At 69.1% G+C, this 19875-nt stretch carries 19 protein-coding genes and 1 pseudogene; 17 read left to right on the top strand and 3 right to left on the bottom strand.

Annotated features, from left to right (window positions below):
* The first annotated feature begins 187 nt into the window (after positions 1–187).
* Positions 188–1210 (top strand): polysaccharide deacetylase family protein, encoded by a 1023-nt coding sequence (locus ACZ6QQ_RS31770; protein ID WP_465881302.1) that lies wholly within the window; start codon positions 188–190, stop codon positions 1208–1210.
* Here ACZ6QQ_RS31770 and ACZ6QQ_RS31765 read toward each other — a convergent pair.
* Positions 1170–1622 (bottom strand): Lrp/AsnC family transcriptional regulator, encoded by a 453-nt coding sequence (locus ACZ6QQ_RS31765; RefSeq protein ID WP_465881301.1) that lies wholly within the window; start codon positions 1620–1622, stop codon positions 1170–1172. The two genes, ACZ6QQ_RS31770 and ACZ6QQ_RS31765, sit on opposite strands and share 41 nt — an antisense overlap.
* A 109-nt stretch (positions 1623–1731) precedes the next feature.
* Between ACZ6QQ_RS31765 and ACZ6QQ_RS31760 the strand changes: the two genes are divergently transcribed.
* A complete protein-coding gene (locus ACZ6QQ_RS31760) occupies positions 1732–2349 on the top strand; it encodes a LysE family translocator (protein WP_465881299.1) in 618 nt (205 codons plus the stop codon).
* Positions 2350–2365: 16 nt separating this feature from the next.
* On the opposite strand, the gene ACZ6QQ_RS31755 is transcribed toward ACZ6QQ_RS31760, so the two are convergent.
* Complete coding sequence (locus tag ACZ6QQ_RS31755; protein ID WP_465881298.1) at positions 2366–3385, bottom strand: LLM class flavin-dependent oxidoreductase; 1020 nt, start codon at positions 3383–3385, stop codon at positions 2366–2368.
* A gap of 748 nt (positions 3386–4133) precedes the next feature.
* Between ACZ6QQ_RS31755 and ACZ6QQ_RS31750 the strand changes: the two genes are divergently transcribed.
* The 14 genes and pseudogenes from ACZ6QQ_RS31750 to ACZ6QQ_RS31685 all read left to right on the top strand — a co-directional run bounded on the left by ACZ6QQ_RS31750 (position 4134) and on the right by ACZ6QQ_RS31685 (position 18003).
* Positions 4134–5495 (top strand): cytochrome P450, encoded by a 1362-nt coding sequence (locus tag ACZ6QQ_RS31750; protein WP_465881297.1) that lies wholly within the window; start codon positions 4134–4136, stop codon positions 5493–5495.
* A complete protein-coding gene (locus ACZ6QQ_RS31745) occupies positions 5492–6415 on the top strand; it encodes a terpene synthase family protein (RefSeq protein WP_465881295.1) in 924 nt (307 codons plus the stop codon). Before ACZ6QQ_RS31750 ends, ACZ6QQ_RS31745 begins: the two co-directional genes overlap by 4 nt.
* A complete protein-coding gene (locus ACZ6QQ_RS31740; RefSeq protein ID WP_465881294.1) occupies positions 6412–8175 on the top strand; it encodes a prenyltransferase/squalene oxidase repeat-containing protein in 1764 nt (587 codons plus the stop codon). Before ACZ6QQ_RS31745 ends, ACZ6QQ_RS31740 begins: the two co-directional genes overlap by 4 nt.
* Positions 8176–8319: 144 nt before the next feature.
* Positions 8320–10815 carry a sensor histidine kinase gene (locus tag ACZ6QQ_RS31735; protein WP_465881293.1) on the top strand — a complete coding sequence of 832 codons (2496 nt, stop codon included), beginning with the start codon at positions 8320–8322 and terminating at the stop codon, positions 10813–10815.
* Positions 10816–10871: 56 nt separating this feature from the next.
* Complete coding sequence (locus ACZ6QQ_RS31730; protein WP_465881292.1) at positions 10872–11303, top strand: roadblock/LC7 domain-containing protein; 432 nt, start codon at positions 10872–10874, stop codon at positions 11301–11303.
* A 6-nt stretch (positions 11304–11309) separates the two neighbouring features.
* Positions 11310–11699 carry a DUF742 domain-containing protein gene (locus ACZ6QQ_RS31725; RefSeq protein ID WP_465881290.1) on the top strand — a complete coding sequence of 130 codons (390 nt, stop codon included), beginning with the start codon at positions 11310–11312 and terminating at the stop codon, positions 11697–11699.
* Complete coding sequence (locus ACZ6QQ_RS31720) at positions 11680–12288, top strand: GTP-binding protein (protein WP_465881288.1); 609 nt, start codon at positions 11680–11682, stop codon at positions 12286–12288. The genes ACZ6QQ_RS31725 and ACZ6QQ_RS31720 overlap by 20 nt, the downstream gene beginning before the upstream one ends.
* A 1106-nt stretch (positions 12289–13394) precedes the next feature.
* Positions 13395–13580 carry a hypothetical protein gene (locus ACZ6QQ_RS31715; RefSeq protein ID WP_465881286.1) on the top strand — a complete coding sequence of 62 codons (186 nt, stop codon included), beginning with the start codon at positions 13395–13397 and terminating at the stop codon, positions 13578–13580.
* A gap of 57 nt (positions 13581–13637) precedes the next feature.
* Positions 13638–13772, top strand: coding sequence for a hypothetical protein (locus ACZ6QQ_RS31710; protein WP_465881285.1), 135 nt, complete (start codon positions 13638–13640; stop codon positions 13770–13772).
* 27 nt (positions 13773–13799) lie between these two features.
* On the top strand, positions 13800–14900 hold the full coding sequence (locus ACZ6QQ_RS31705) for a hypothetical protein (protein WP_465881284.1): 1101 nt from the start codon (positions 13800–13802) through the stop codon (positions 14898–14900).
* On the top strand, positions 14855–15205 hold the full coding sequence (locus ACZ6QQ_RS31700; RefSeq protein WP_465881283.1) for a hypothetical protein: 351 nt from the start codon (positions 14855–14857) through the stop codon (positions 15203–15205). Before ACZ6QQ_RS31705 ends, ACZ6QQ_RS31700 begins: the two co-directional genes overlap by 46 nt.
* Positions 15202–15828 carry a tetratricopeptide repeat protein gene (locus tag ACZ6QQ_RS31695; protein WP_465881282.1) on the top strand — a complete coding sequence of 209 codons (627 nt, stop codon included), beginning with the start codon at positions 15202–15204 and terminating at the stop codon, positions 15826–15828. Before ACZ6QQ_RS31700 ends, ACZ6QQ_RS31695 begins: the two co-directional genes overlap by 4 nt.
* 8 nt (positions 15829–15836) lie before the next feature.
* Positions 15837–17102 (top strand): glycosyltransferase, encoded by a 1266-nt coding sequence (locus tag ACZ6QQ_RS31690; RefSeq protein WP_465881281.1) that lies wholly within the window; start codon positions 15837–15839, stop codon positions 17100–17102.
* 124 nt (positions 17103–17226) lie between these two features.
* A pseudogene (locus ACZ6QQ_RS31685) lies at positions 17227–18003 on the top strand (transposase family protein).
* A gap of 250 nt (positions 18004–18253) precedes the next feature.
* On the opposite strand, the gene ACZ6QQ_RS31680 reads toward ACZ6QQ_RS31685, so the two are convergent.
* Positions 18254–19195 (bottom strand): helix-turn-helix transcriptional regulator, encoded by a 942-nt coding sequence (locus ACZ6QQ_RS31680; RefSeq protein ID WP_465881279.1) that lies wholly within the window; start codon positions 19193–19195, stop codon positions 18254–18256.
* A gap of 90 nt (positions 19196–19285) precedes the next feature.
* Between ACZ6QQ_RS31680 and ACZ6QQ_RS31675 the strand changes: the two genes are divergently transcribed.
* Complete coding sequence (locus ACZ6QQ_RS31675; RefSeq protein WP_465881278.1) at positions 19286–19651, top strand: VOC family protein; 366 nt, start codon at positions 19286–19288, stop codon at positions 19649–19651.
* Positions 19652–19875 lie beyond the last annotated feature (224 nt).

The raw sequence follows: 19875 nt of genomic DNA, 5'->3' as shown, positions 1-19875 counted from the left end.
CGAATCCGGCGAACCGTTCGAGCGGTACGCCGGTCGAAGCGGTCGATCCGCGTGACAGCCTCGCGGTGCTACGGGTCGTCGAGGCGGCTCTCGGCACAAAGTAGTGGTCAAGATGAAATAACCCCACTTAACCCCTCAAATCGTACGTACCCTGGTGTTCGGGTGCGGCACGGGCGAGGAGGCGGGTGTGTGGTCGACGCGTGGTGGTCGGTCTCCGGCCGACCGGTACGGGCACCGTCGGGGCAGTCCGTCCGGCCCGGTCAACCTGCGCCTGATCATGGTTCTCGGGCTGGTGGTCGGCTCGGTGCTCGGCGGCGGCTACCTCCTCGGGGGCGTTCTCGGCACGTCCGACCCGACCCGCGAGCCGCTTGCCATCCCGGTCCCGCAGAGCCCGTCCGGCCCCGCCACGCCCAGCCCGCAACCCAGCCCGCCACCACGATCCACCCCGTCGATCACGCCCCGCCCGGCCGGACCCTCCACCGGACCCGCCTCGGAGGTGCCCCTCGCCGAGGGCCGCCTCCGGCTGCCGATGGGCACCGACGGCCCGTACGGCAGCCGGATCAGCACCGGCTCGCGCGGTGTGGCGCTCACCTTCGACGACGGGCCGAATCCCGTCTACACCCCGCAGGTCCTCGCCGAACTCGACCGGCACCGGGTCCGGGCGACCTTCTGCCTGGTCGGCGAACTGGCGGCGGCGTACCCGGAGCTGGTCCGGGCGATCGCCGCCGCCGGACACACCCTGTGCAACCACTCCTGGTCCCACGACGCCACCCTCGGCGTCCGGTCGAAGGCGGCGATCCGGACCGACCTGACCCGCACCAACACGGCGATCCGGGCCGCGGTGCCGGGCGCCCGGATCCTCTACTACCGCCAGCCGTACGGAAAATGGACCGCCCAGGCGGTGGCCGTCGCCTGGGAACTCGGCATGACCTCGGTGCACTGGGACGTGGACGCGGAGGACTACGAACGGCCGGGCGCCGGCAGCATCGCGTCGAACGTGACGGCCGGCGTGGTCGCGGGTTCCATCGTCCTGATGCACGATGCCGGCGGCAACCGCCAGCAGACGGTCACCGCGTTGCGGACCATCCTGCCCAACCTGCTCCGGCGGTTCGAGGTGGAACCGCTGCCGACCGGGCTGCCACCGGACCACCCGGAAGGCTCCGGGAGGCCTACGCCGGCAGGGGACGGTCGTTCACCACCTGCTTCATGACGAGCGTCGAGTTCAGCCGCTGGATGCCCGGGAGCACGGCGAGCACGTCGTCCTCCAGTTGCTGGTACGCGGCAAGGTCGGCGGTGACGATCCGGAGCAGATAGTCGGGATCGCCGAAGAGTCGCTGAGCCTGTACGACGTTGGGAATGCGGGCGACGGCAGCCTCGAAGCCCAGCAGGGTGTCGCGGTCCTCCTGACGCATGGTCACGAACACGAGCGCCTGGAACGTGAGGCCCACCGCCGTGGCGTCGACGATCGCGCGGTAACCCCGGATCGTCCCGTTGCGTTCGAGCTCCCGCAGCCGCCGGTGACACGGCGAAACGCTCAGCCCGATCCGGGACGCCAACTCCGTGACGGTCAGCCGACCGTCCTCCTGGAGCAACGCAAGAATTTTGCGGTCGATGCGGTCCATCGAGGCAGATCCTTCCACGCAGACGCCGCGCAGTGGTGAAAGTTGGAAGCACTTTCGGGCAGTTCGTCGATACCGTTTCGGCAACCGTCGCCGATCAGAGGAGGCCTTCGTGGCTGCCGGTCCCGTCCTCGCCTTCTGGGTGGTCGCCCTGCTGCTGATCGTCGTGCCCGGCGCGGACTGGGCCTTCACCATCAGCGCCGGTCTGCGCGGGCACTCGGTCCTGCCCGCGGTCGGTGGCCTGGTCGCCGGTTACGCCGCCGTCACCGTTGTCGTCGCCGCCGGGGTCGGCGCGCTGGTCGCCGGCTCGCCGGCCGTCCTGACCGGACTGACCATCCTCGGTGGCCTCTACCTGATGTGGCACGGAGCGGTGACGTTCGCCCGGCCCGCCGTTGCGGGTGCCGTACCGGCGGCCGTCGGTGGCACCGACTGGGGCATCTTCGTACGCGGTGTCGGGGTGAGCGGACTCAACCCGAAGGGGCTGCTGATCTTCCTCGCCCTGCTGCCGCAGTTCACCGACCCGCACGCACGGTGGCCGGTGGCCGGCCAGATCGGGGTGCTCGGGCTGGCCTTCATGGCCTCCTGCGCCGTGTTCTACCTCGTTCTCGGCTCCGTCGCGCGAACCGTGCTGCGGGCCCGGCCGGTGGTCGCCCGTACGGTCAGCCGCCTCTCCGGCGCGGCGATGGTGGTCCTCGGTGCCACCCTGCCGCTGGAGCACCTGTTGCGCTAGCGGCGCCGACCAGCGTTCAGCCGGCGGGACGCCAGCCGAGAGCCGGGCCGAGCCGGGTGGCCATGTCGGTGAGGATCTGGACGTAGTCGTCGTGGTCGAAGGTGAAGGGCAGGGCGAACGCCACCTCGTCGATCTCCCGGAAGGCGACGTGGGCGTGCAGCCGTTCGGCGATCTCGGCCGAGCTGCCGACGAGATCGGGGGCGAACATCAGCCGCGCCGGCCCCTGCGGCGTGGCGGTACGCGGCAGGCGCGCCCGCGCGTACTCCGCGTACTTGGCGCGTTGCGCGGGGGAGGCGCTGTCGGTCGGGATGACCACGAGTCCCTGGGAGACACGGGCGCGGTCGCCGTCGGGATGGTGGGCGCGGAACGTCCGTACGTGGGCCAGCTGGATCTCGGCGAAGTCCTCCGACTCCTCGGCCTTCACCACGCTGCTGGTCAGGAAGTTCATCCCCTGCTCACCGGCCCATCGAGCCGACCTCAGGCTCGCCCCGCCGTACCACATCCGGCCGCCGAGACCCGGCGCGTGCGGCTGGACCCGGTCGGAGAACACCTCGAAGCCCTCGACCCCGCTGAAGTCGGTGGCCGGCTCGCCGCGTACGAAGCCCAGCAGTCGCCGTACCCGTTCGTAGCTGAAGTCCTCGGCGTCGGCGGTGTCCGGGTACAGCGCCTTGCCGACCCGGTCGTAGTGCATGGGCGGGCCGACGCTGACGCCGGGATTGAGCCGCCCACCGGACAGGATGTCGACCGTTGCCAGATCCTCGGCCAGGCGCAACGGGTTCTCCCAGCCCAGCGGGATGACCGCGGTGCCCAGCTCGATCCGTCGGGTGCGCTGGGTGGCGGCGGCCAGTACGGCGACGGGGGAGGAGATGCCGTACTGCAGGTGCCGGTGGCGGAGCCAGGCACTGTCGAAGCCCAACCTCTCGCCCAGCTCGATGATGTCGAGCGTCGACTCGTGACCCCGGCGGGGATCGGCCTCCTCGAACAACCCGATGGTCAGGAAACCGAGTTTCCGCAGGGGCTCCGAGGGCAGCGGCACAGGTCCTCCATCGTTCACGGCAGCTCCGCCGACCCGGCAGACCCCGCCGAACATCAACACCGTCCCGATTGTGGCAGGTGGGCAATGTGCCGGCGCGCCGGTCGGCGGGATGGCCGGCGGGATGGCCGGCGGGATGGTCGGTAGCGGCCGGATGTCAGCTCGGGAAGGTAGGAATTCGGTTACGGCCACGTGTCCGACGTGTAGCCGGATCGTTCGCCCCGATGAATGTGACCGGGGTCACTATGCAATTTCGGCTCCCGTGTCGGCCGGTGTTTCCGGCGCGAGCCCGTTTCCCTCCCTACCGGAGGTAACGACCAACCCAAACCGAGTGAAAAACCCATGATTACCAAGGGTTGCCACGATCCATGGCATGGCTGGCGGATGGGGTGCCGTGCCGGCGGTTCTGACCTGGCCTCTCGCGTACCTCCGTCGGACCGGTCGGCCACCCTCACGGACAGAAAGTAGCGAATCAGAAGATTGGTGATGAGAGCCAACATCTCACGGTGACGACTCCTGTCGACGCTCGGTCGCCGAGGGTCACCGTCGAGGGCCGTGGCAGCACCCGAGCCGGCCCGGTCGATCTCTGACAGACCATCGGTTCATCGATGGACCGGACGGATACCGAGATCTACAGTGGCCCGGATCAGCTCGATCAAGTTGTGTCACCAGCGGGCCCGGTCACGAGCCGGTACCGCAGCCGCCGGTTGACGGACGAGGCGCAACGGCGGCGACGTCCGGGAGGGATCCGATGACGCAGACGGCGTCCGGGACACCGGCCCGACGGCTTGCCCTGCGCAAGCTGCCGGGACTGGTCCGGCATCCACTGGACGCGTTGGTGGAGGCCGGCAACGCGGCGAACGGCGAGATCGTCCGGCTCGGCGTCGGCTCGGTCGGCCCCTACCTGGTGACCTCCCCGGACCACCTGGAGACCGTGCTGCACAACCCGGACCGGTACGTCCGGGAAGGGCTGCTCTGGGACGGCGTACGCCGGGCCGTGGGCGAGGCGGTCCTGGTCACCGAGGGCCCGATCTGGAAGTCGAGTCGCGACGTGCTGCGCCCGCTGTTCACCCCCGGTCGGGTCAACACCATGACCGACCGGATGGCCGAGGCGATCGAGGACGCGGTTGCCGGTCTGGCCGAGCCCGCCCAGGCGGGCGCAACCGTCGACGCCGCGAGCGAGCTGGCCCGGATCGTGTGCCAGGCGACCATGCGGGTGCTGTTCGGCGACCGGATCAGCGTCCCCGACGCGGTCCGGATGGTCGACGCGTTCGGGGTGATCGCGACCGAGATGATCCCCCGGATCATGGTCCCGTGGGCGCCGAACTGGATGCCACTCCCCGGCGACCGGGCCTTCGCGGCCGCCGTCGCGACGCTCGACGAGATCGTGCTCCCGATCATCAGGCGGGTGCGGCGCAATCCCGACGGCGGCGACGACGTCATCTCCGTGCTCTGCGCCCCTCGGGAGGTCGACGGCCGCCCGGTCACCGAGAAGCAGATCCGCGACGACGTGGTCGCGATGGTGTCGACCTCCACCGAGACGACGATCGCGGTGCTCTCCTGGCTCTGGCCGGTACTGGCGGCGCATCCCGAGGTCGCCGGCACACTCCAGGCCGAGATCGACCGGGTCGTCGGCGGTACGCCGGTACGCCGCAGCCACGTGCCGGAGCTGCGCTACACCCGGATGGTGCTGGACGAGTTGCTGCGGCTCTGGCCGGCCGGCTGGTTCATCCCCCGGATGGCGGTCGGCGACGAGGTGCTCGGCGGCACCCGGATCGAGGCCGGCGCGACCATCCTCGTCAGCCCGTACGTGACCCACCGGATGACGGCGTTCTGGTCGCGGCCGGCGCACTTCGATCCCGAGCGGTTCGATCCGGACGGGCCGAAACCCGAGCCGCACTACAGCTACTTCCCGTTCGGCGGGGGTCAGCACCGGTGCCTGGGGCAGTACCTGTTCGCGGTCGAGGCGCCGCTGATCATCGCCACGCTGCTGAGTCGATTCCGGCCCGAGCTGGTCGGCGCGGCCGACTTCACCCCCCGGATGGGCGCCTCGTTGCGCCCCGCCACCGCAGCGAAGCTGGTGCTGCGTCCGGTCCGGGCCGTGGCGGCGTGACGGCGGTAGCGTCGCGGGCCGACGCCCGGCGGGACTTCTCGTACGGCACCGAGCTGGCCGCGCTCGGCGCGCTCACGATCGCCGGCCAGCGCGACCTGACCGAACGGGTCGAGACCTACCCGGAGCTGTTCACCGGGAAGCCGTTCGACGCGGCGTTGATCGGCGGCGTCGCGTACGCCACCGCCTGCAACGCGACCTGGGCAACCCCGGCCGACCTGCGGGTGGCGAACCGGGCGGCACTGTGGATATTCGCACTCGACTGGCAGGTCGACACCCTCGCGGTCACCGCCGACCGGGTCGACGAACTCACGGCGGACTGCCTCGCCGTCGCCGAGGGCGCCGCACCCGCCGAGGGGGCACCGCTGGCCGGTTTCCTCGCCGACATCCGGGACGAACTCGTCACCATGCCGGCGTATTCGACGTACGCGTCGCTGTGGCGGGCGGAACTGGGCCGGACCCTGGCCGCGATGACCCGCGAGTGGGGCTGGAAGTCGGCCCGCGCGGCCGGTGACGAGTCGGTCCTGCCCGACGTCGCCGGCTACCTGGAGGCGGCCGACAACACCGGGCTCGCCTGGGTGAACCTCTCGCACTGGCTGCGTGCGGGCGAGCCGGAGTGCCTGGACGTGCTCGACGGGTTGCGGGCCGCCGGCCGGCAGGTGCAGCAGGTGTTGCGGCTGGTGAACGACCTGGCCACCTACGACCGTGACGTGAGCTGGGGGGCGGGCGACCTGAACGTCCTGATGCTCGGGGTCGACCGGGACTGGGTGGCCGGGCGCATCGCCGAGCTGGTCGACCGTTGCCTGGACCTGCTCGCGCCGCTGCGGACGCAATGCCCGCGCCAGGCGTCCTACCTGGCCCGGCAGCTGGGCTTCGTCACCCGCTTCTACGGTGGCGGTGCCGATTTCTGGGGCCGGCTGTGACCACGTCCGTCGCCCCCGGTCCCGCGACCGAGCCGGGCTGTGACGCCCCGGCCCCGCAGGAAGCCGTCCCGGACGACCTCGCCGGGGAGGTCGAACGGCTGCTCGCCGACCTGGTCGGGCAACCGTGGGGCCGGGTCGCCGCGTCGGTCTACGAGACGGCCCGCCTGCTCACGCTTGCCCCCTGGCTGGCCGGACACGACGAGCGGCTGCGGTTCGTGCTGTCGGCGCAACGCCCGGACGGCGGCTGGGGCGCACCGGACGGCTACGGTCTCGTACCGACGTTGAGTGCGGTCGAGGCGCTGCTGACCGTACTGCGCCGGGGCTCGACCGGCCGCAGGTCCGCGGTGGCCGGGTGGGAACTGGCGGGTGCGGCGGAGCGGGGGATGGCAATGCTCGTCGGCTGGCTCGGCGACGAGGCGCTGCGCCTGCCCGACACACCGGCGGTCGACCTGATCGTGCCGGCACTGGTCGAGGCGATCAACCGGCACCTCGACGATCCGTCCGGGTGGCCGCCCGGCTGGCGACCGGGACCGCGCCTCGGCCTGCCGCCGGGCATGAGCGCCGGCCGGCTGGTCGCGGTCCGCCGGCTGATCGCCGCCGGCGCGCAGGTACCGGCGAAGTTGGCGCACTCGTTCGAGGTGGTCGGCCCCGAGGCCGGGCTCCCGTCCGGAATCGGTCCCGGCCGGTACGGCACGGTCGGCGCGTCACCGGCGGCCACCGCGGCCTGGCTCGCCGTCGCGTCGCGGACGGACCACGCCGTAGCCGAGCAGGACGGTGCGGCGGGCGGTGGCGAAGCCGGCTCGGCCGCGGGGGCCGACGGGTTGGCCGAAGGGGCCGACGGGGTCGGTGACCGGCGGCCGCCCGGTGCCGGCGCCGCCCGGACGTACCTCGAAACACTGGCCCGGGGTCGGGGCGGCCCGGTGCCCTGCCCGACCCCGATCACCGTCTTCGAGCGCGCCTGGGTCCTCAGTGGACTGGCCCGCTCCGGGGTCCGCTTCATCGCACCCCGGGAACTGGTCGACAGTCTGGCCGGGGCACTCGGACCGACCGGGACACCGACCGGACCGGGCCTGCCGGCCGACGCCGACACCACCGCCGTGACCCTCTACGCGCTCGGCCACCTCGGGGTGCCGACCGAGCCGGACAGTCTGTGGGGTTACGACACCGGAGACCACTTCTCCACCTGGCCCGGCGAAGACGGGGCGTCCGTCACCACCAACGCCCACGTCCTGGACGCGTTCGGCCAGCACCTGACCGCCCGACCGGACGCCGACCAGCGATACTCGCGGGCCGTGCGCCGGTTGTCGGGCTGGCTCCGGGAGCAGCAGCACCCCGACGGGGCGTGGTGCGACCGTTGGCACGCCTCCCCGTACTACGCCACCGCCTGCGCCGTGCTCGCGCTGCGCGAACACGGTCGCGGGCCGGCGATCGCCGAGACGCTCGGCCGGGCGGTGGACTGGGTCGTCGCCGGTCAGCGGCCGGACGGCTCGTGGGGACGGTGGGCGGGAACGGCCGAGGAGACGGCGTACGCGCTGCACGTTCTGCTGGGAGTCGGCGCACCCCTGCCCGGCGCGCTCCGCGCTTCCATCCTTAGTGGATACTCCTATCTTCGGCGCACCGTCGGGCGTCGGGCGCACCCGGCGCTGTGGCACGGTAAGGACCTCTACGCGCCGACAACGATCGTGCACTCCGTCATCCTGGCGGCCGTTCACCTCGTCGCCAACAGGGCGGATCTGGTGACGCGACCGGCGCTGCACTGATAACCGTCGTCCCATTGTCTGGACTTGAGATGACTTGTCCGATACTGCTAGCGTGACCGCACTCCCCGAACAACCCGCAAAAGTATTCGGTACGGCGTATCACCGACATATGACGACACCCCCGATCCGGCCTGGGACGGTGTAATGGCTCCCCGCATTCCTCGCGGCAGCAGCGCGAATCTACGTACCAAAGTGGTCGCACTCCTGGTATCGCTCACCGCCCTGTGGGTGTTCGCCGCATGGGTGACGCTGCGCGAGGGGACCAACCTCCTCTTCGCCCAGGCGCTCAACAGCTACGTGTACGAGCCGAGCGAGCCCCTGCTGCAGGGACTTCAGGCCGAGCGGCGGCTGTCCCTGGCGTACCTGGGCTCGGCCAAGGCCCCCCGGACGGACCTGGACGCGGCGCGGGCGGGCACCCAGGGGTTCGCGGCCGAGTTCAGCCGGGCCGCACAGAGCCGACAGGCCGACATCGCCGGCACCTCCGAACTCGAGCGTCGGGTCGGCGCGACCGTCGCCCAGCTCGACGAACTGAACACCATCCGGGCCCAGATCGACGCCCGGACCATCGACCGGGGCGCGGCGGCCGCCGCCTACACCGGTGTCATCGACGGCATCTTCCGCGTCTACGACGCGCTGGGCAGCCTCGACGACGAGACGATCGCCACCCAGGCCGCCGCCCTGATCGACCTGAACCGGCAGTACGAGCTGATCTCCCAAGAGGACGCGCTCGTCACCGGAATCCTCTCCGCCGGTAGGATCACCCCCGCCGAGTACGCCGAGGTCGCGAAGCTCGTCGGGGCACAGCGCTTCATGGGCAGCAAGACCGTCAGCGACCTGGAAACCCGCGACCGGGCCCGGTACGACGACATGCTCGCCGGTGACGCGTTCCTCCGCCTGCGCAGCGCCGAAGACCGACTGCTGCTGGCGAATCGCAACGGCACCGCGTTGCCGATCAAGCCGACGGACTGGCAGGGCGTGGTCGAGCCGGCGCTACAGCAGCTCCACGACGTGGTGATCACCGGCGGCGACGGCATCGTCGAGCGCAGCACACCGGGCGCCATCTGGGTCATCGTCCGGATCTTCCTCGCCGCCGTCCTCGGCGCGTTCGCGGTCATCGCCTCGGTCATCGTCTCGGTGACCACGGCCCGAGCCCTGGTCGCCCAGCTCGAACGGCTGCGCGAGGCGGCCCACACCCTGGCCAACGAGCGGCTGCCCGGCGTTGTCGAGCGCCTCGGCCGAGGCGAGGAGGTGAACGTCTCCACCGAGGCGCCGCCGCTGGACTTCGGCGGCGACGAGATCGGCCAGGTGGGTCAGGCGTTCAACGTGGTCCAGGAGACCGCCATCCGCACCGCGGTGGAACAGGCCGAACTGCGGCGCAGCGTACGGGACATCTTCCTCAGCCTCGCCCGGCGTACCCAGGCCCTGGTGCACCGCCAGCTCATCCTGCTCGACGCGATGGAGCGGCGGGAGAACGACGCCGAGGAACTGGAGGACCTGTTCCGGGTCGACCACCTGGCCACCCGGATGCGGCGCAACGCCGAGAACCTGATCGTGCTCTCCGGATCGAAGCCGGGTCGTGCCTGGCGTCGCAACGTGCCGATGGTCGACGTGGTACGCGGCGCGGTCGCCGAGGTGGAGGACTACACCCGGGTCACCGTGCTGCCCATGGGCTCGGTGGCACTCGCCGGCCGGGCCGTCGGTGACGTCATCCACCTGCTGGCCGAGCTGATCGAGAACGGCCTCTCCTTCTCACCCCCGAACACCGGGGTCGAGGTGAAGGGGCAGATGGTGGCGAACGGCTTCGTCGTCGAGATCGAGGACCGCGGGCTCGGCATGAGCGAGGAGGACCTCGCCCAGGCCAACGAGCAGATCGTCAGCCAGCAGGAGTTCAACCTCGCCAACGCCACCCGTCTGGGGCTGTACGTGGTCAGCCGGCTCATCGAGCGGCACGGCGTACGGGCCCACCTCAAGGAGTCGCCGTACGGCGGCACCACCGCCGTGGTCCTCATTCCGCTCGCCCTGGTGACCGACGGCGGCCCCGAACAGGACCAGCAGATCCCGGCGCCGGCCCGGCCCGCGGCCGACGGCGTCCCGTCGAACGTCCGGGTCGCCGCGACGACCGTGGCCGGGGGACCGGAGCCGGCTGCGGCGTCGTGGGCGCCGGGCCCGGCGGCCGGGGCGGACCGGACCGAGGCCCCGCCCCTGCCGGCGCGGTCGGCGCGGCCACCACTGACCACCCAACGGGTGGAGAGCCTGATCCCGCGGCAGCGCACCGGGTCGGGCCCGGCACAGCCGCCGTCCGGAGGCGCCGCGCCGCCCGTCGTCCCGCCGGTGGTTCAGTCGCCGCCGGCGGCGCCGGACACCGGGGCCGTGCAGACCCCGTCCGGCCTGCCGGTGCGGGTCCGGCAGGCCAACCTGGCCAAGCCGTTGCAGCAGGAGGATCAGGGGGCGTCGATCGAGATCGACGGCGACGACGCTCCCCGGCCGCCGGAGCAGATCCGTTCGATGATGAGCTCGTACCAGATCGGCACCAGGCGCGGCCGGTCCGAGGCCGCTCGGCTGACGCACGAGGAGGCGCAGGCACAGGCCGCTGCGGCGGACGGGGACGACAACACGCCCCCGGACCAGCCGCGTACGTGACCGAATCAGGAGATCGACTCGGCGACCCCTCGCCGACAGGAGACAGAGGACAACGAGTGGTGCACAAGACAGCGTCGAGCGCCGACCTGGCCTGGCTGTTGGATGATCTGGTCGGCCGGGTCAAGCAGGCTGAGCATGCCATCGTCCTCTCCGTGGATGGCCTGCTGGTGGCTCGCTCGAAGGGACTCGGCCGCGACGACGGCGAGCACCTGGCGGCGGTCGCGGCCGGGATCCAGAGCCTCGCCAGGGGCGCCGGAAAGCGGTTCGGCGGTGGCACCGTGCAGCAGACCATCATCGAGATGCAGTCCCAGTTCATGTTCGTCACCGCGGCGGGTCGGGGCGCGTGCCTGGCCGTACTCGCCGACGAGGACGCGGACGTCGGGCTGATCGCGTACGAGATGGCGATGCTGGTGACCCGGGCCGGGAAGTTCCTCGCCTCACCGGCGCGGGAGTCGGGTCCGGCGCCGTCACCCGGTGGAGAGAAGTAGGCCGCCATGACCGCTCCCGAGGGAGGATCCACGGAGGACCAGTGGGTTGACGACCACGCCGGGCCGGTGGTCCGTCCGTACGCGATGACCCGTGGACGGACCCGGCCCGTCCGAGGCAGGTTCGACCTGATCTCACTGGTGCTGACCACCCGGGCCGACACTCCGTTGGAGATCGGCCTCGGGCCCGAGCACCTTGCCATCGTCGGCCTCTGCCAGCGGACACAGTCGGTCGCGGAGGTCGCGGCGCACCTCAACTTGCCCCTGGGCACCATCCGCGTCCTGCTCGGCGACCTGCTTGAGCGGCACTTCGTAGAGGTGCGGGAACCCCGGCCGGCGACCGCCCTACCGGACGACAGCGTATTCGAGGCAGTGATCAATGGACTACGAGCACTCTGACGCCCCCGTCGGTAGCCACTCGCTACCGACGGCCTTCAAGATCCTGATCGCCGGCGGGTTCGGGGTCGGTAAGACCACCATGGTCGGGGCGGTCAGCGAGACCGGACCGCTGCGTACCGAGGAGGTCCTCTCCGAGCAGGGCATCGGAATCGACGACATCTCCGGCGTCGAGGCGAAGACCACCACGACCGTGGCGATGGACTTCGGTCGGATCACGATCAACGACGACCTGGTCCTCTACCTCTTCGGCACACCGGGACAGGACCGGTTCTGGTTCGTCTGGGACGAGTTGGCGCTCGGCGCGCTCGGCGCGGTTGTCCTCGCCGACACCCGCAGGCTCGCCGACTGCTTCCCCTCGATCGACTACTTCGAGCGGCAGGGCACGCCGTTCATCGTGGCGGTGAACTGCTTCGAGGGCGCCCGCCAGTACGCGCTCGAAGAGGTCAAGCTCGCGCTCGACCTCGACCCGGACGTACCGGTGATGCTCTGTGACGCCCGGCAGCGGCAGTCCGGCAAGGAGGTTCTGATCGCCCTGCTGCACGAGGCCATGCAACGTCGCGAGCGGGACCGGGCGGCGGCCGGTCGCTAGGTTCTCTCTGACGGATCAGGGATCTCGATCGTCGAACCCTTGGTGACGCAAGGGGATCTGAGTAGTCACGGGTGGGCTGTGTCGGGCGCCGTTACGGCCGACGCAGCCTCTTCGTGGTTTCGGTAGCGGGATCCTCGCTGGTCGCATCACCAATGCGATCGATCGGATGAACCGGGCCGGGTCGCAGCGGCGCGACCGCCCGAACGGTACGGGCGCTGTCCAGTGGTACGAGATCGTTTTGGACCTGTCGACAGTCGCGGGTCCGCAGTTGATCACTAGCCTGGTCGCAGGCTGCCGCCGATGTTCCGCAGCTGCGCTCCTGGTGCAGGGTGCGGGCACCCACGGCGTCGTTGCCTCGCCACACCAGGCTGCGCTGCTGCGTGCCCGAACCGGCCCCGTGGCGCTCGTGATCGTGCTCCGTTCGGGACCTGGAGCCGTACTGGTGAGCCCTTGGGATGACCGGCCCGCATCGCCGGGTCTGGGACTGGTTGGCGGGCTTGTGCAAGCTGATCACGAAGAAGATCCGCTTTTGTTCCAGAACAGTCTAACTGGAGCTAAAACCCCTCTCTCCCGATGAATCGGTCGGATACGCTGCAAATCGCCTGGCGAGTGACTGTGTGTCATTGGTAGGTGGCTCTGGGTATATCTGGCGCGGCTCTCTGGAGGGGTCATGAGCAACAACCAACGGCTGCGGCGGGGGCCGAAGCATGGTCGTGCCGCTTCAGGGCTGAGTTCTGTCCTGCTGGCAGTCGGGATGACGGGTGGGCCCGCAGCCGCCGCAGCACAACCGGTGGAAGCGAAATCGTCTGCCGAGGGTGTGCACATCGGTACGCCCGGTCTGTTCAGCGAGTACGGCGGGTGGCCGTCGTCCTGGTCGACTGGCCGCGACGACGACGGTGGACCTGACGATTCGAGGGACCACCCAGGAGGGACACCGGACTACGGGCCACAGGGCTGGCAGGGGCCGTCGGGTGGGCACGACAAGGGCGGGCGGCCGAAGGGGGGCTATCCGCATGGTCCCCAGGGCGCTAAGGGCCCTCAGGGCGCTCAAGGCGCCCAGGGAACTCATGGCAACCAGGGCGATCAGGGTGCTCAGGGCGTGGCGGGTGTCCAGGGTCCTCAAGGTCTTCAGGGTGCTCAGGGTGATGCGGGCGCTCAGGGCGACGCGGGTGGTCAGGGTCCTCAAGGTGCCCAGGGTGTGGCGGGTGTTCAAGGTCCTCAGGGTCCGCAGGGCGATTTGGGTGCCCAGGGCGCTCAGGGCGATGTGGGTGCTCAAGGTGCGCAAGGCGTAGCGGGTGCTCAAGGACCTCAAGGTCTTCAGGGCCCTCAGGGCGATGTAGGTGTGCAAGGTGCTCAGGGTGTGGCGGGTGTTCAGGGTCCGCAAGGTCCTCAAGGTGCTCAGGGTGATGTGGGTGTGCAAGGTGCACAGGGTGTGGCGGGTGTTCAGGGTCCGCAAGGTGCTCAGGGTGCTCAGGGCGATGTAGGTGTGCAAGGTGCTCAGGGTGTGGCGGGTGTTCAGGGTCCTCAGGGTGCTCAGGGCGATGTGGGTGTGCAAGGTGCTCAGGGTGTGGCGGGTGTTCAGGGTCCTCAAGGTGCTCAGGGTGCTCAGGGTGCTCAGGGCGACGCGGGTGTCCAAGGCGCTCAGGGTGTGGCGGGTGTTCAGGGCCCTCAAGGTCTTCAGGGTGCCCAGGGCGACGTGGGTGCGCAGGGTGCACAGGGTGCTCAGGGCGTTGCCGGTGTTCAAGGTCCTCAAGGTCCGCAGGGCGATGCGGGTGCTCAAGGTGCTCAGGGTGTGGCGGGTGTTCAGGGCCCTCAAGGTCTTCAGGGTGCCCAGGGCGACGTGGGTGCCCAGGGTGCCCAGGGCGCTGCGGGTGTTCAAGGTCCTCAGGGTGCTCAGGGCGATGCGGGTATTCAGGGTACTCAAGGTGCTCAAGGTGCTCAGGGTGTGGCGGGTGTTCAGGGTCCTCAAGGTCTTCAAGGTGCCCAGGGCGATGCGGGTACTCAAGGCGCTCAAGGTGCCCAGGGCGACGTGGGTGCGCAGGGTGCTCAGGGTGTTGCGGGTGTTCAAGGTCCTCAGGGTGCTCAGGGCGACGTGGGTGCCCAGGGCGCCCAGGGCGCTGCGGGTGCTCAAGGTTCCCAGGGCGCTCAGGGTGATGCGGGTGCGCAGGGCGCACAGGGTGCTCAGGGCGTTGCGGGGGTGCAGGGTCCTCAAGGTCTCCAGGGTGCTCAGGGCGACGTGGGTGCTCAAGGAGCCCAGGGAGTTCAGGGTCCTCAAGGTACTCAGGGTGCCCAGGGCGACGTGGGTGCTCAGGGCGCTCAGGGTGCTCAGGGCGTTGCGGGGGTGCAGGGTGCTCAAGGTTTCCAGGGTGCTCAGGGCGATGTGGGTGCTCAAGGGACCCAGGGAGTTCAAGGAGCCCAAGGCTTCCAGGGCGCTCAGGGCGATGTGGGTGCTCAAGGGACCCAGGGCGCCCAAGGTGCGCAGGGCTTGCAAGGCGTACCGGGACCGCAGGGCGTGCAGGGGCCCCAGGGCGCACAGGGACCGCAGGGTGCCCAGGGCGCGCAGGGATTGGCGGGCAACGGAATCCAGTCCGCCTACATTCAGGGCCCGCTGACCGTAATCGCGGACACCCCCGTCAATTTCGGGTGCGAGGCCGGAGACATCGCTGTCGGAACCGGATATCAGCTCGCGGGGGCGGGCGTCAACCCGGTGCTGATTCAGCCGCTCTCGATCAGTGGCTACCAGTTCACCTTCACCGGCGGAGGTGCCGACATCTGGGTGTCCTGCATCTCGCCCACCACGCCGGTGGCGTTCGGGGCTCCGGCCAACACATCGGGCCGGGCGACGGCCAACAGTGGCAAGCCCAGTCGACCGAACAGCAAGTCGGACCGGCCCGTTACCGTCAAGGAGGAGAAATGAGCATGCGTCAGATATTCGGGTCACTCGCCTGTGGTGCGGTCCTGCTGACCGGAGTCGCGGCATGCAGCGAGGAGCCTGCCGGCAAGCCGCAGGCGAGCACCTCCAGCAACAGCGACAAGGCGAATGGTGGCACCAATACCGGTACCGCGCCGTCGGATCTGTTGAATCTCGGCGTCGAGCAGGGCCAAGCCGGTAACTTCGACGAGGCGAAGGCCACCTTCGAGAAGGTGCTGGCCGCCGAGGCCAACAACAAATTTGCCTGGTTCAACCTGGGCTTCATCGCCCAGTCGCGCAACCAGGCCGACGAAGCCGTCAGCAACTACGACAAGGCGCTGGAGGCCGACGCCAGCTACAAGCCGGCCCTTTACAACAAGGCGATTGCACTGGAAAGTAAGGACCCGGCGACGTCGATGGAAATCTACCGCAAGGTCGTGTCGATCGACGACAAATCGTCGACCGCCTACCTTCGACTGGGGATACTGCTGTCTCAAGCGGGTGACGACGCGGAAGCGCGGGACGCCTTCGACGCGGCGATCCGGCTGGACAGCGGGCTCGCCTCAGCCGTTCCGGAGAAGTACCGCGCCGACCCGACCGCTTCGTCCTCGGCTCCGGCGGACAGGTGATCGGCTCAATGCACACACCGCGCGTAACGGTCTTCACGGGGAGCAACCGTACACGTTTCATTGACGAATGTTTCCGATCACTGGTCGCGCAGACCTTCGCCGACTGGGAATGGGTGGTCATTCTCAATCAGGGGTCTCGTTGGCGGCCCGAGGTCCATGACGATCGAATCCGGCTCATTGTCCAGGACAACCTGAACGGCGTTGGCGCCGTGAAGGCGTACGCCTGCGCCGAGGCTGCCGGGGACATCCTGGTCGAGCTTGACGACGACGATCTGCTCAGCAGCGACTGTCTGCGGGAAATCGTCGACGCCTTCGACTCCAATCCGGAGGTGGGGTTCGTCTACAGCGACACCGCGCAGATCCAGGAGGACGGTAGCCGCTGTGAAGACCGTTTCGCGACTTCGTTCGGCTGGCGGCACTACGACGAGAAGGTGGACGGACGCGAGGTGTTGGTCTGTCGGGCGTTGCCGCCGACGCCGCACAATGTGAGCTACATCTGGTACGCACCGAACCACGTGCGGGCCTTCCGTCGGGACATCTACGAGAAGGTCGGCGGATACGACGAGTCGTTGGACGTCGCGGACGACGCTGATCTCATGGCTCGGATCTACCAGGTGAGCGAGTTTCATCATATTCGGAAATGTCTGTACCTGCAGCGCATGCATGCCAAGAACACGCAGCGCGTTCCGGATCTCAACGCCCGTATCCAGCAGCGTACGGTGGAGATCTACGACCGGAACATCCAGCAGAATGTGCTGACCTGGTCGCGGCGGCAGGGACTCCTGGCGCTCGACCTGGGGGCCGCCCACGGCAAGCCGGAAGGATATCTCGGTCTGGACTACCACGACGGGGCAGGCGTCGACATGGTCTGCGACATAACGAAGGGGGTCGACCTGCCGGACAACAGTGTCGGAGTCATTCGGGCGGTGGATTTCCTGGAACACATTCCGGACAAAATCGCGCTGTTCAACGAGTTGTACCGGCTGCTCGCGCCGAACGGGATGCTGCTGTCGCTGACCCCCAGCACCGACGGTCGGGGTGCCTACCAGGATCCGACGCATGTGGCGTTCTACAACGAAAACTCGTTCTGGTATTTCACGGACGCGAACTATTCTCGGTTCGTGCCTGAAGTCAAGTGCCGTTTCCAGGTGTCGCGGTTGGTCACGTACTTCCCGAGCGAATGGCACCAGACGCACAATATCCCGTACGTCTCCGCGAATCTTATCGCGATCAAGGACGACACCCTGCGCAACGGCGGCCTGCTGAACATATGACTGAGCCTTTTCCATCGCGATCGCGCTGGTCACGGCGGGCGTGGAAGGGCCGGAGTCGGCGTGAGGTGAGACTCCCGGTAAGACAGCAGTCGACCAAGATCCGATGTCCCAATCGGGAGCCTCGTTGCTGTCCTACCCTGCCGCGATTCCGTTCTCCACTCGCACTCTTAACCGTCTGGCCGACCTGATTCGCGCCCACCGCATCCAGCGTCGGTGCCGATGGCGACGCCTGCATCCCGGGCAACAGGCGTTGCTGGTCCTCGCCCACCTGGGTAACGGCGACACCTACGCCTGCCTCGCTGCCGTATTCGCCGTAGGAACGGGCACTGCCTGGCGGTACGTGCGTGAGGCGGTCGACCTACTCACCGCCCTCACCGACGATCTCAACGCCTGCGCTGCACGAGTTGCCCGGCTGGCGTACGCGATCCTCGATGGCACGCTCGTCCCGATCGACCGGGTCGCGGACCAGCGGCCGTACTAGTCGGGCAAGCACAAACGACATGGCGTGAACGTACAGGTCTTACCGATCCCGCCGGCCGGCTCGTCTGGGCCTCACCCGCTCTACCCGGTGCCGTGCACGACCTGAACGCTGCGCGAACCACCGGTCTAATCGACGCGTTGACCTGCCGAAACGTGATGACGTTCGCGGACAAGGCATATCAAGGCGCCGGCGGCCCGGTCCGGACTCCGTTCAAGCGCCACCGGCACCGGCCATCGCTGTCACGGCGGCAGAGGGCCGTGAACCGTACCCATGCCCGAATCCGCGCGAGCGGCGAACGCTGCCGCCACCCTGAAGGCCTGGATATCACTGGTCAAGCTCTGCTGCTGCCCACGCCGCGCCACCGCGATCCTGCACGCCATCCTCTTTCTCCAAGCCACCGAAACCGACCGCTACTCGTGACGAGAAGGACTGTGTTCGATCCCAGTATCGCCACCGGCGAACGGCCTGGTCAGACGCTCCGCGAAGAGCTGTCGGCCAGGCCCGTTCCGCGCGATCCTCCCCGTACTCGGAGCATTCCCGGAGCACCTGGCTCACGCCGGAGCGGGAATAGGATCCGACGGCCGTCCCAGCCTTCGTCGAGCGTCTACAGGTGGGGCGAGTCAAGTCGAGGAGTAGCTAGTATCTTCCGAAATGCCCCTTGCTGGCCGTCTCACTCGTAGTGCCGACAGATCTGCTGTGCCAACTGCTTGACACGCTCACGTGCTTCGGGCGGGTCAAGCACGGTCACCGCGTCCCCGAAAGGCAGGAGCTGGCGCACGTCTTCGAGGCTGCGGATACGCAGTGTGGCTGCCACGCTGCCGTCTCCGTCGGACTGACCGATGGTCAGGCGCGAGCCGAGGATGCGTTTGGCGCGTTCGACCTGGCCGACGTCGAGGCGGATCCGGATCAGCCCGTCGCTTGCGGTTTCCCAGCCCGACGTCAGATCAGCTGCGACGGTTGTGAGGTCCGCTCCGGAGCGGAGTCGGCTGGGGCTGCGGAGGGGCTGCCACTGGGTGAGGTGCTGTAGGGCGAACAGGTGTGGCTTGCCCCGCTCGTCCGCGACGAGGTACCAGCGTCCCCCCTTTGCCAGGAGCCCGTACGGGTCGACCGTCCGCCAGCGGGCCGTCGTCTCGGCTGACCGTTGGTATTCGAGCTTCAGGCGTACTCCCCGGCGGAGGTCTCCGATGATCGCAGCTGGCGACACGCCCTCAGGGTCGCGGCCAAACCACGGTCGGTTGTCGCTCGTCACAAGGTCTCCGATTGCCAGCAGGTCTCCTTGCGGTGATGTGCCGGCGACCTTGCGCAACGCGCGTCCGGTGACGTCATCGACACCCAGCCGTCGGCGCTGAGTGTCGTCGAGACCGGTGAGCGCGAGATGCTCCCGTTCGTCTGGTGTCAGACGCGAGGCGTCCAGCGCGCCTCCGGGGAGCAACGTGACGCCGCCGTGCCGACCGCGCCGCAGCACAAGCGGAAATCCCGCCTCCTGAAGCCAGTGCAGGTCCCTGATGATCGTTCTCACCGAGACGCCGACCTCGCCCGCCAGGGCGGTGACGGTCGTCGTTGGCCGAGCCTGTAGCGCCACCAGCAGCGAGAAGAACCGATCGGGTGTCATAGGTCGATCTTTCTCAAGAACATGACGGATCCCGGCATGTTTTCCCCCTACGGTCGTCCCCGTCAGAATCCCAGGAAGGAAGGCGTGCCCATGCCTGCACCGAACATGTTCATCGTCTACGTCAGCGACGCCCCGTCCGCCGCCCGCTTCTACAGCGACCTGTTCGACATCACGCCGAGCTTCGAGACCCCCGGCTTCATCGCGTTCGACCTCGCCCCGGGGATCCAACTCGCCCTGTGGAACTCGGCGAAGGAAGACTTTCACCGGGGGACCATGCGCACCAGTGAGATCTGCCTGGCCCTGCCCGGGGCGCCAGAGGCGATCGAGGCTCAGTTCGCAACCTGGAAGGGCAAAGGAGTCCATGTCGTGTCTGAGCCGCGAGACGAGTCGTTCGGGCGGACCTTCGTGGTCGCCGACCCAGACGGCAACCTCATTCGCGTCGCGCCCGTCGACTGAACCGCTCCCGCCTTGGGGTTGGAGAGGGGCCCTCACCGGGTGGACAGGTCTCCGGGATGGCCGACCAAACGCGGATCTGCGAGCAGGTTAGGCAGGTCAGGGTGCGGCATCCCACTACCCAAGGAGGGCTACCACGTGGCGCCTCGGGGGCAGGCTTGGCACGACCGGCCCCGGTCGACCGGCAGGCTGCGCCCCGGGACGCCACGTGGTCGGGCTGCGTCAGG

The sequence above is a fragment of the Micromonospora sp. NPDC049529 genome (assembly GCF_055586685.1).
Note: the sequence above shows the minus strand (reverse complement) of the source record. Positions and strands in the feature narration are given on the sequence as shown.

Bases quoted from the DNA above. Each gene is read 5' to 3' on its own strand.
- ACZ6QQ_RS31765 (WP_465881301.1), bottom strand. From the start codon at position 1,622: ATGGACCGCATCGACCGCAAAATTCTTGCGTTGCTCCAGGAGGACGGT.
- ACZ6QQ_RS31750 (WP_465881297.1), top strand. From the start codon at position 4,134: ATGACGCAGACGGCGTCCGGGACACCGGCCCGACGGCTTGCCCTGCGC.
- ACZ6QQ_RS31735 (WP_465881293.1), top strand. From the start codon at position 8,320: ATGGCTCCCCGCATTCCTCGCGGCAGCAGCGCGAATCTACGTACCAAA.
- ACZ6QQ_RS31725 (WP_465881290.1), top strand. From the start codon at position 11,310: ATGACCGCTCCCGAGGGAGGATCCACGGAGGACCAGTGGGTTGACGAC.
- ACZ6QQ_RS31720 (WP_465881288.1), top strand. From the start codon at position 11,680: ATGGACTACGAGCACTCTGACGCCCCCGTCGGTAGCCACTCGCTACCG.
- ACZ6QQ_RS31695 (WP_465881282.1), top strand. From the start codon at position 15,202: ATGAGCATGCGTCAGATATTCGGGTCACTCGCCTGTGGTGCGGTCCTG.
- ACZ6QQ_RS31690 (WP_465881281.1), top strand. From the start codon at position 15,837: ATGCACACACCGCGCGTAACGGTCTTCACGGGGAGCAACCGTACACGT.
- ACZ6QQ_RS31680 (WP_465881279.1), bottom strand. From the start codon at position 19,195: ATGACACCCGATCGGTTCTTCTCGCTGCTGGTGGCGCTACAGGCTCGG.
- ACZ6QQ_RS31675 (WP_465881278.1), top strand. From the start codon at position 19,286: ATGCCTGCACCGAACATGTTCATCGTCTACGTCAGCGACGCCCCGTCC.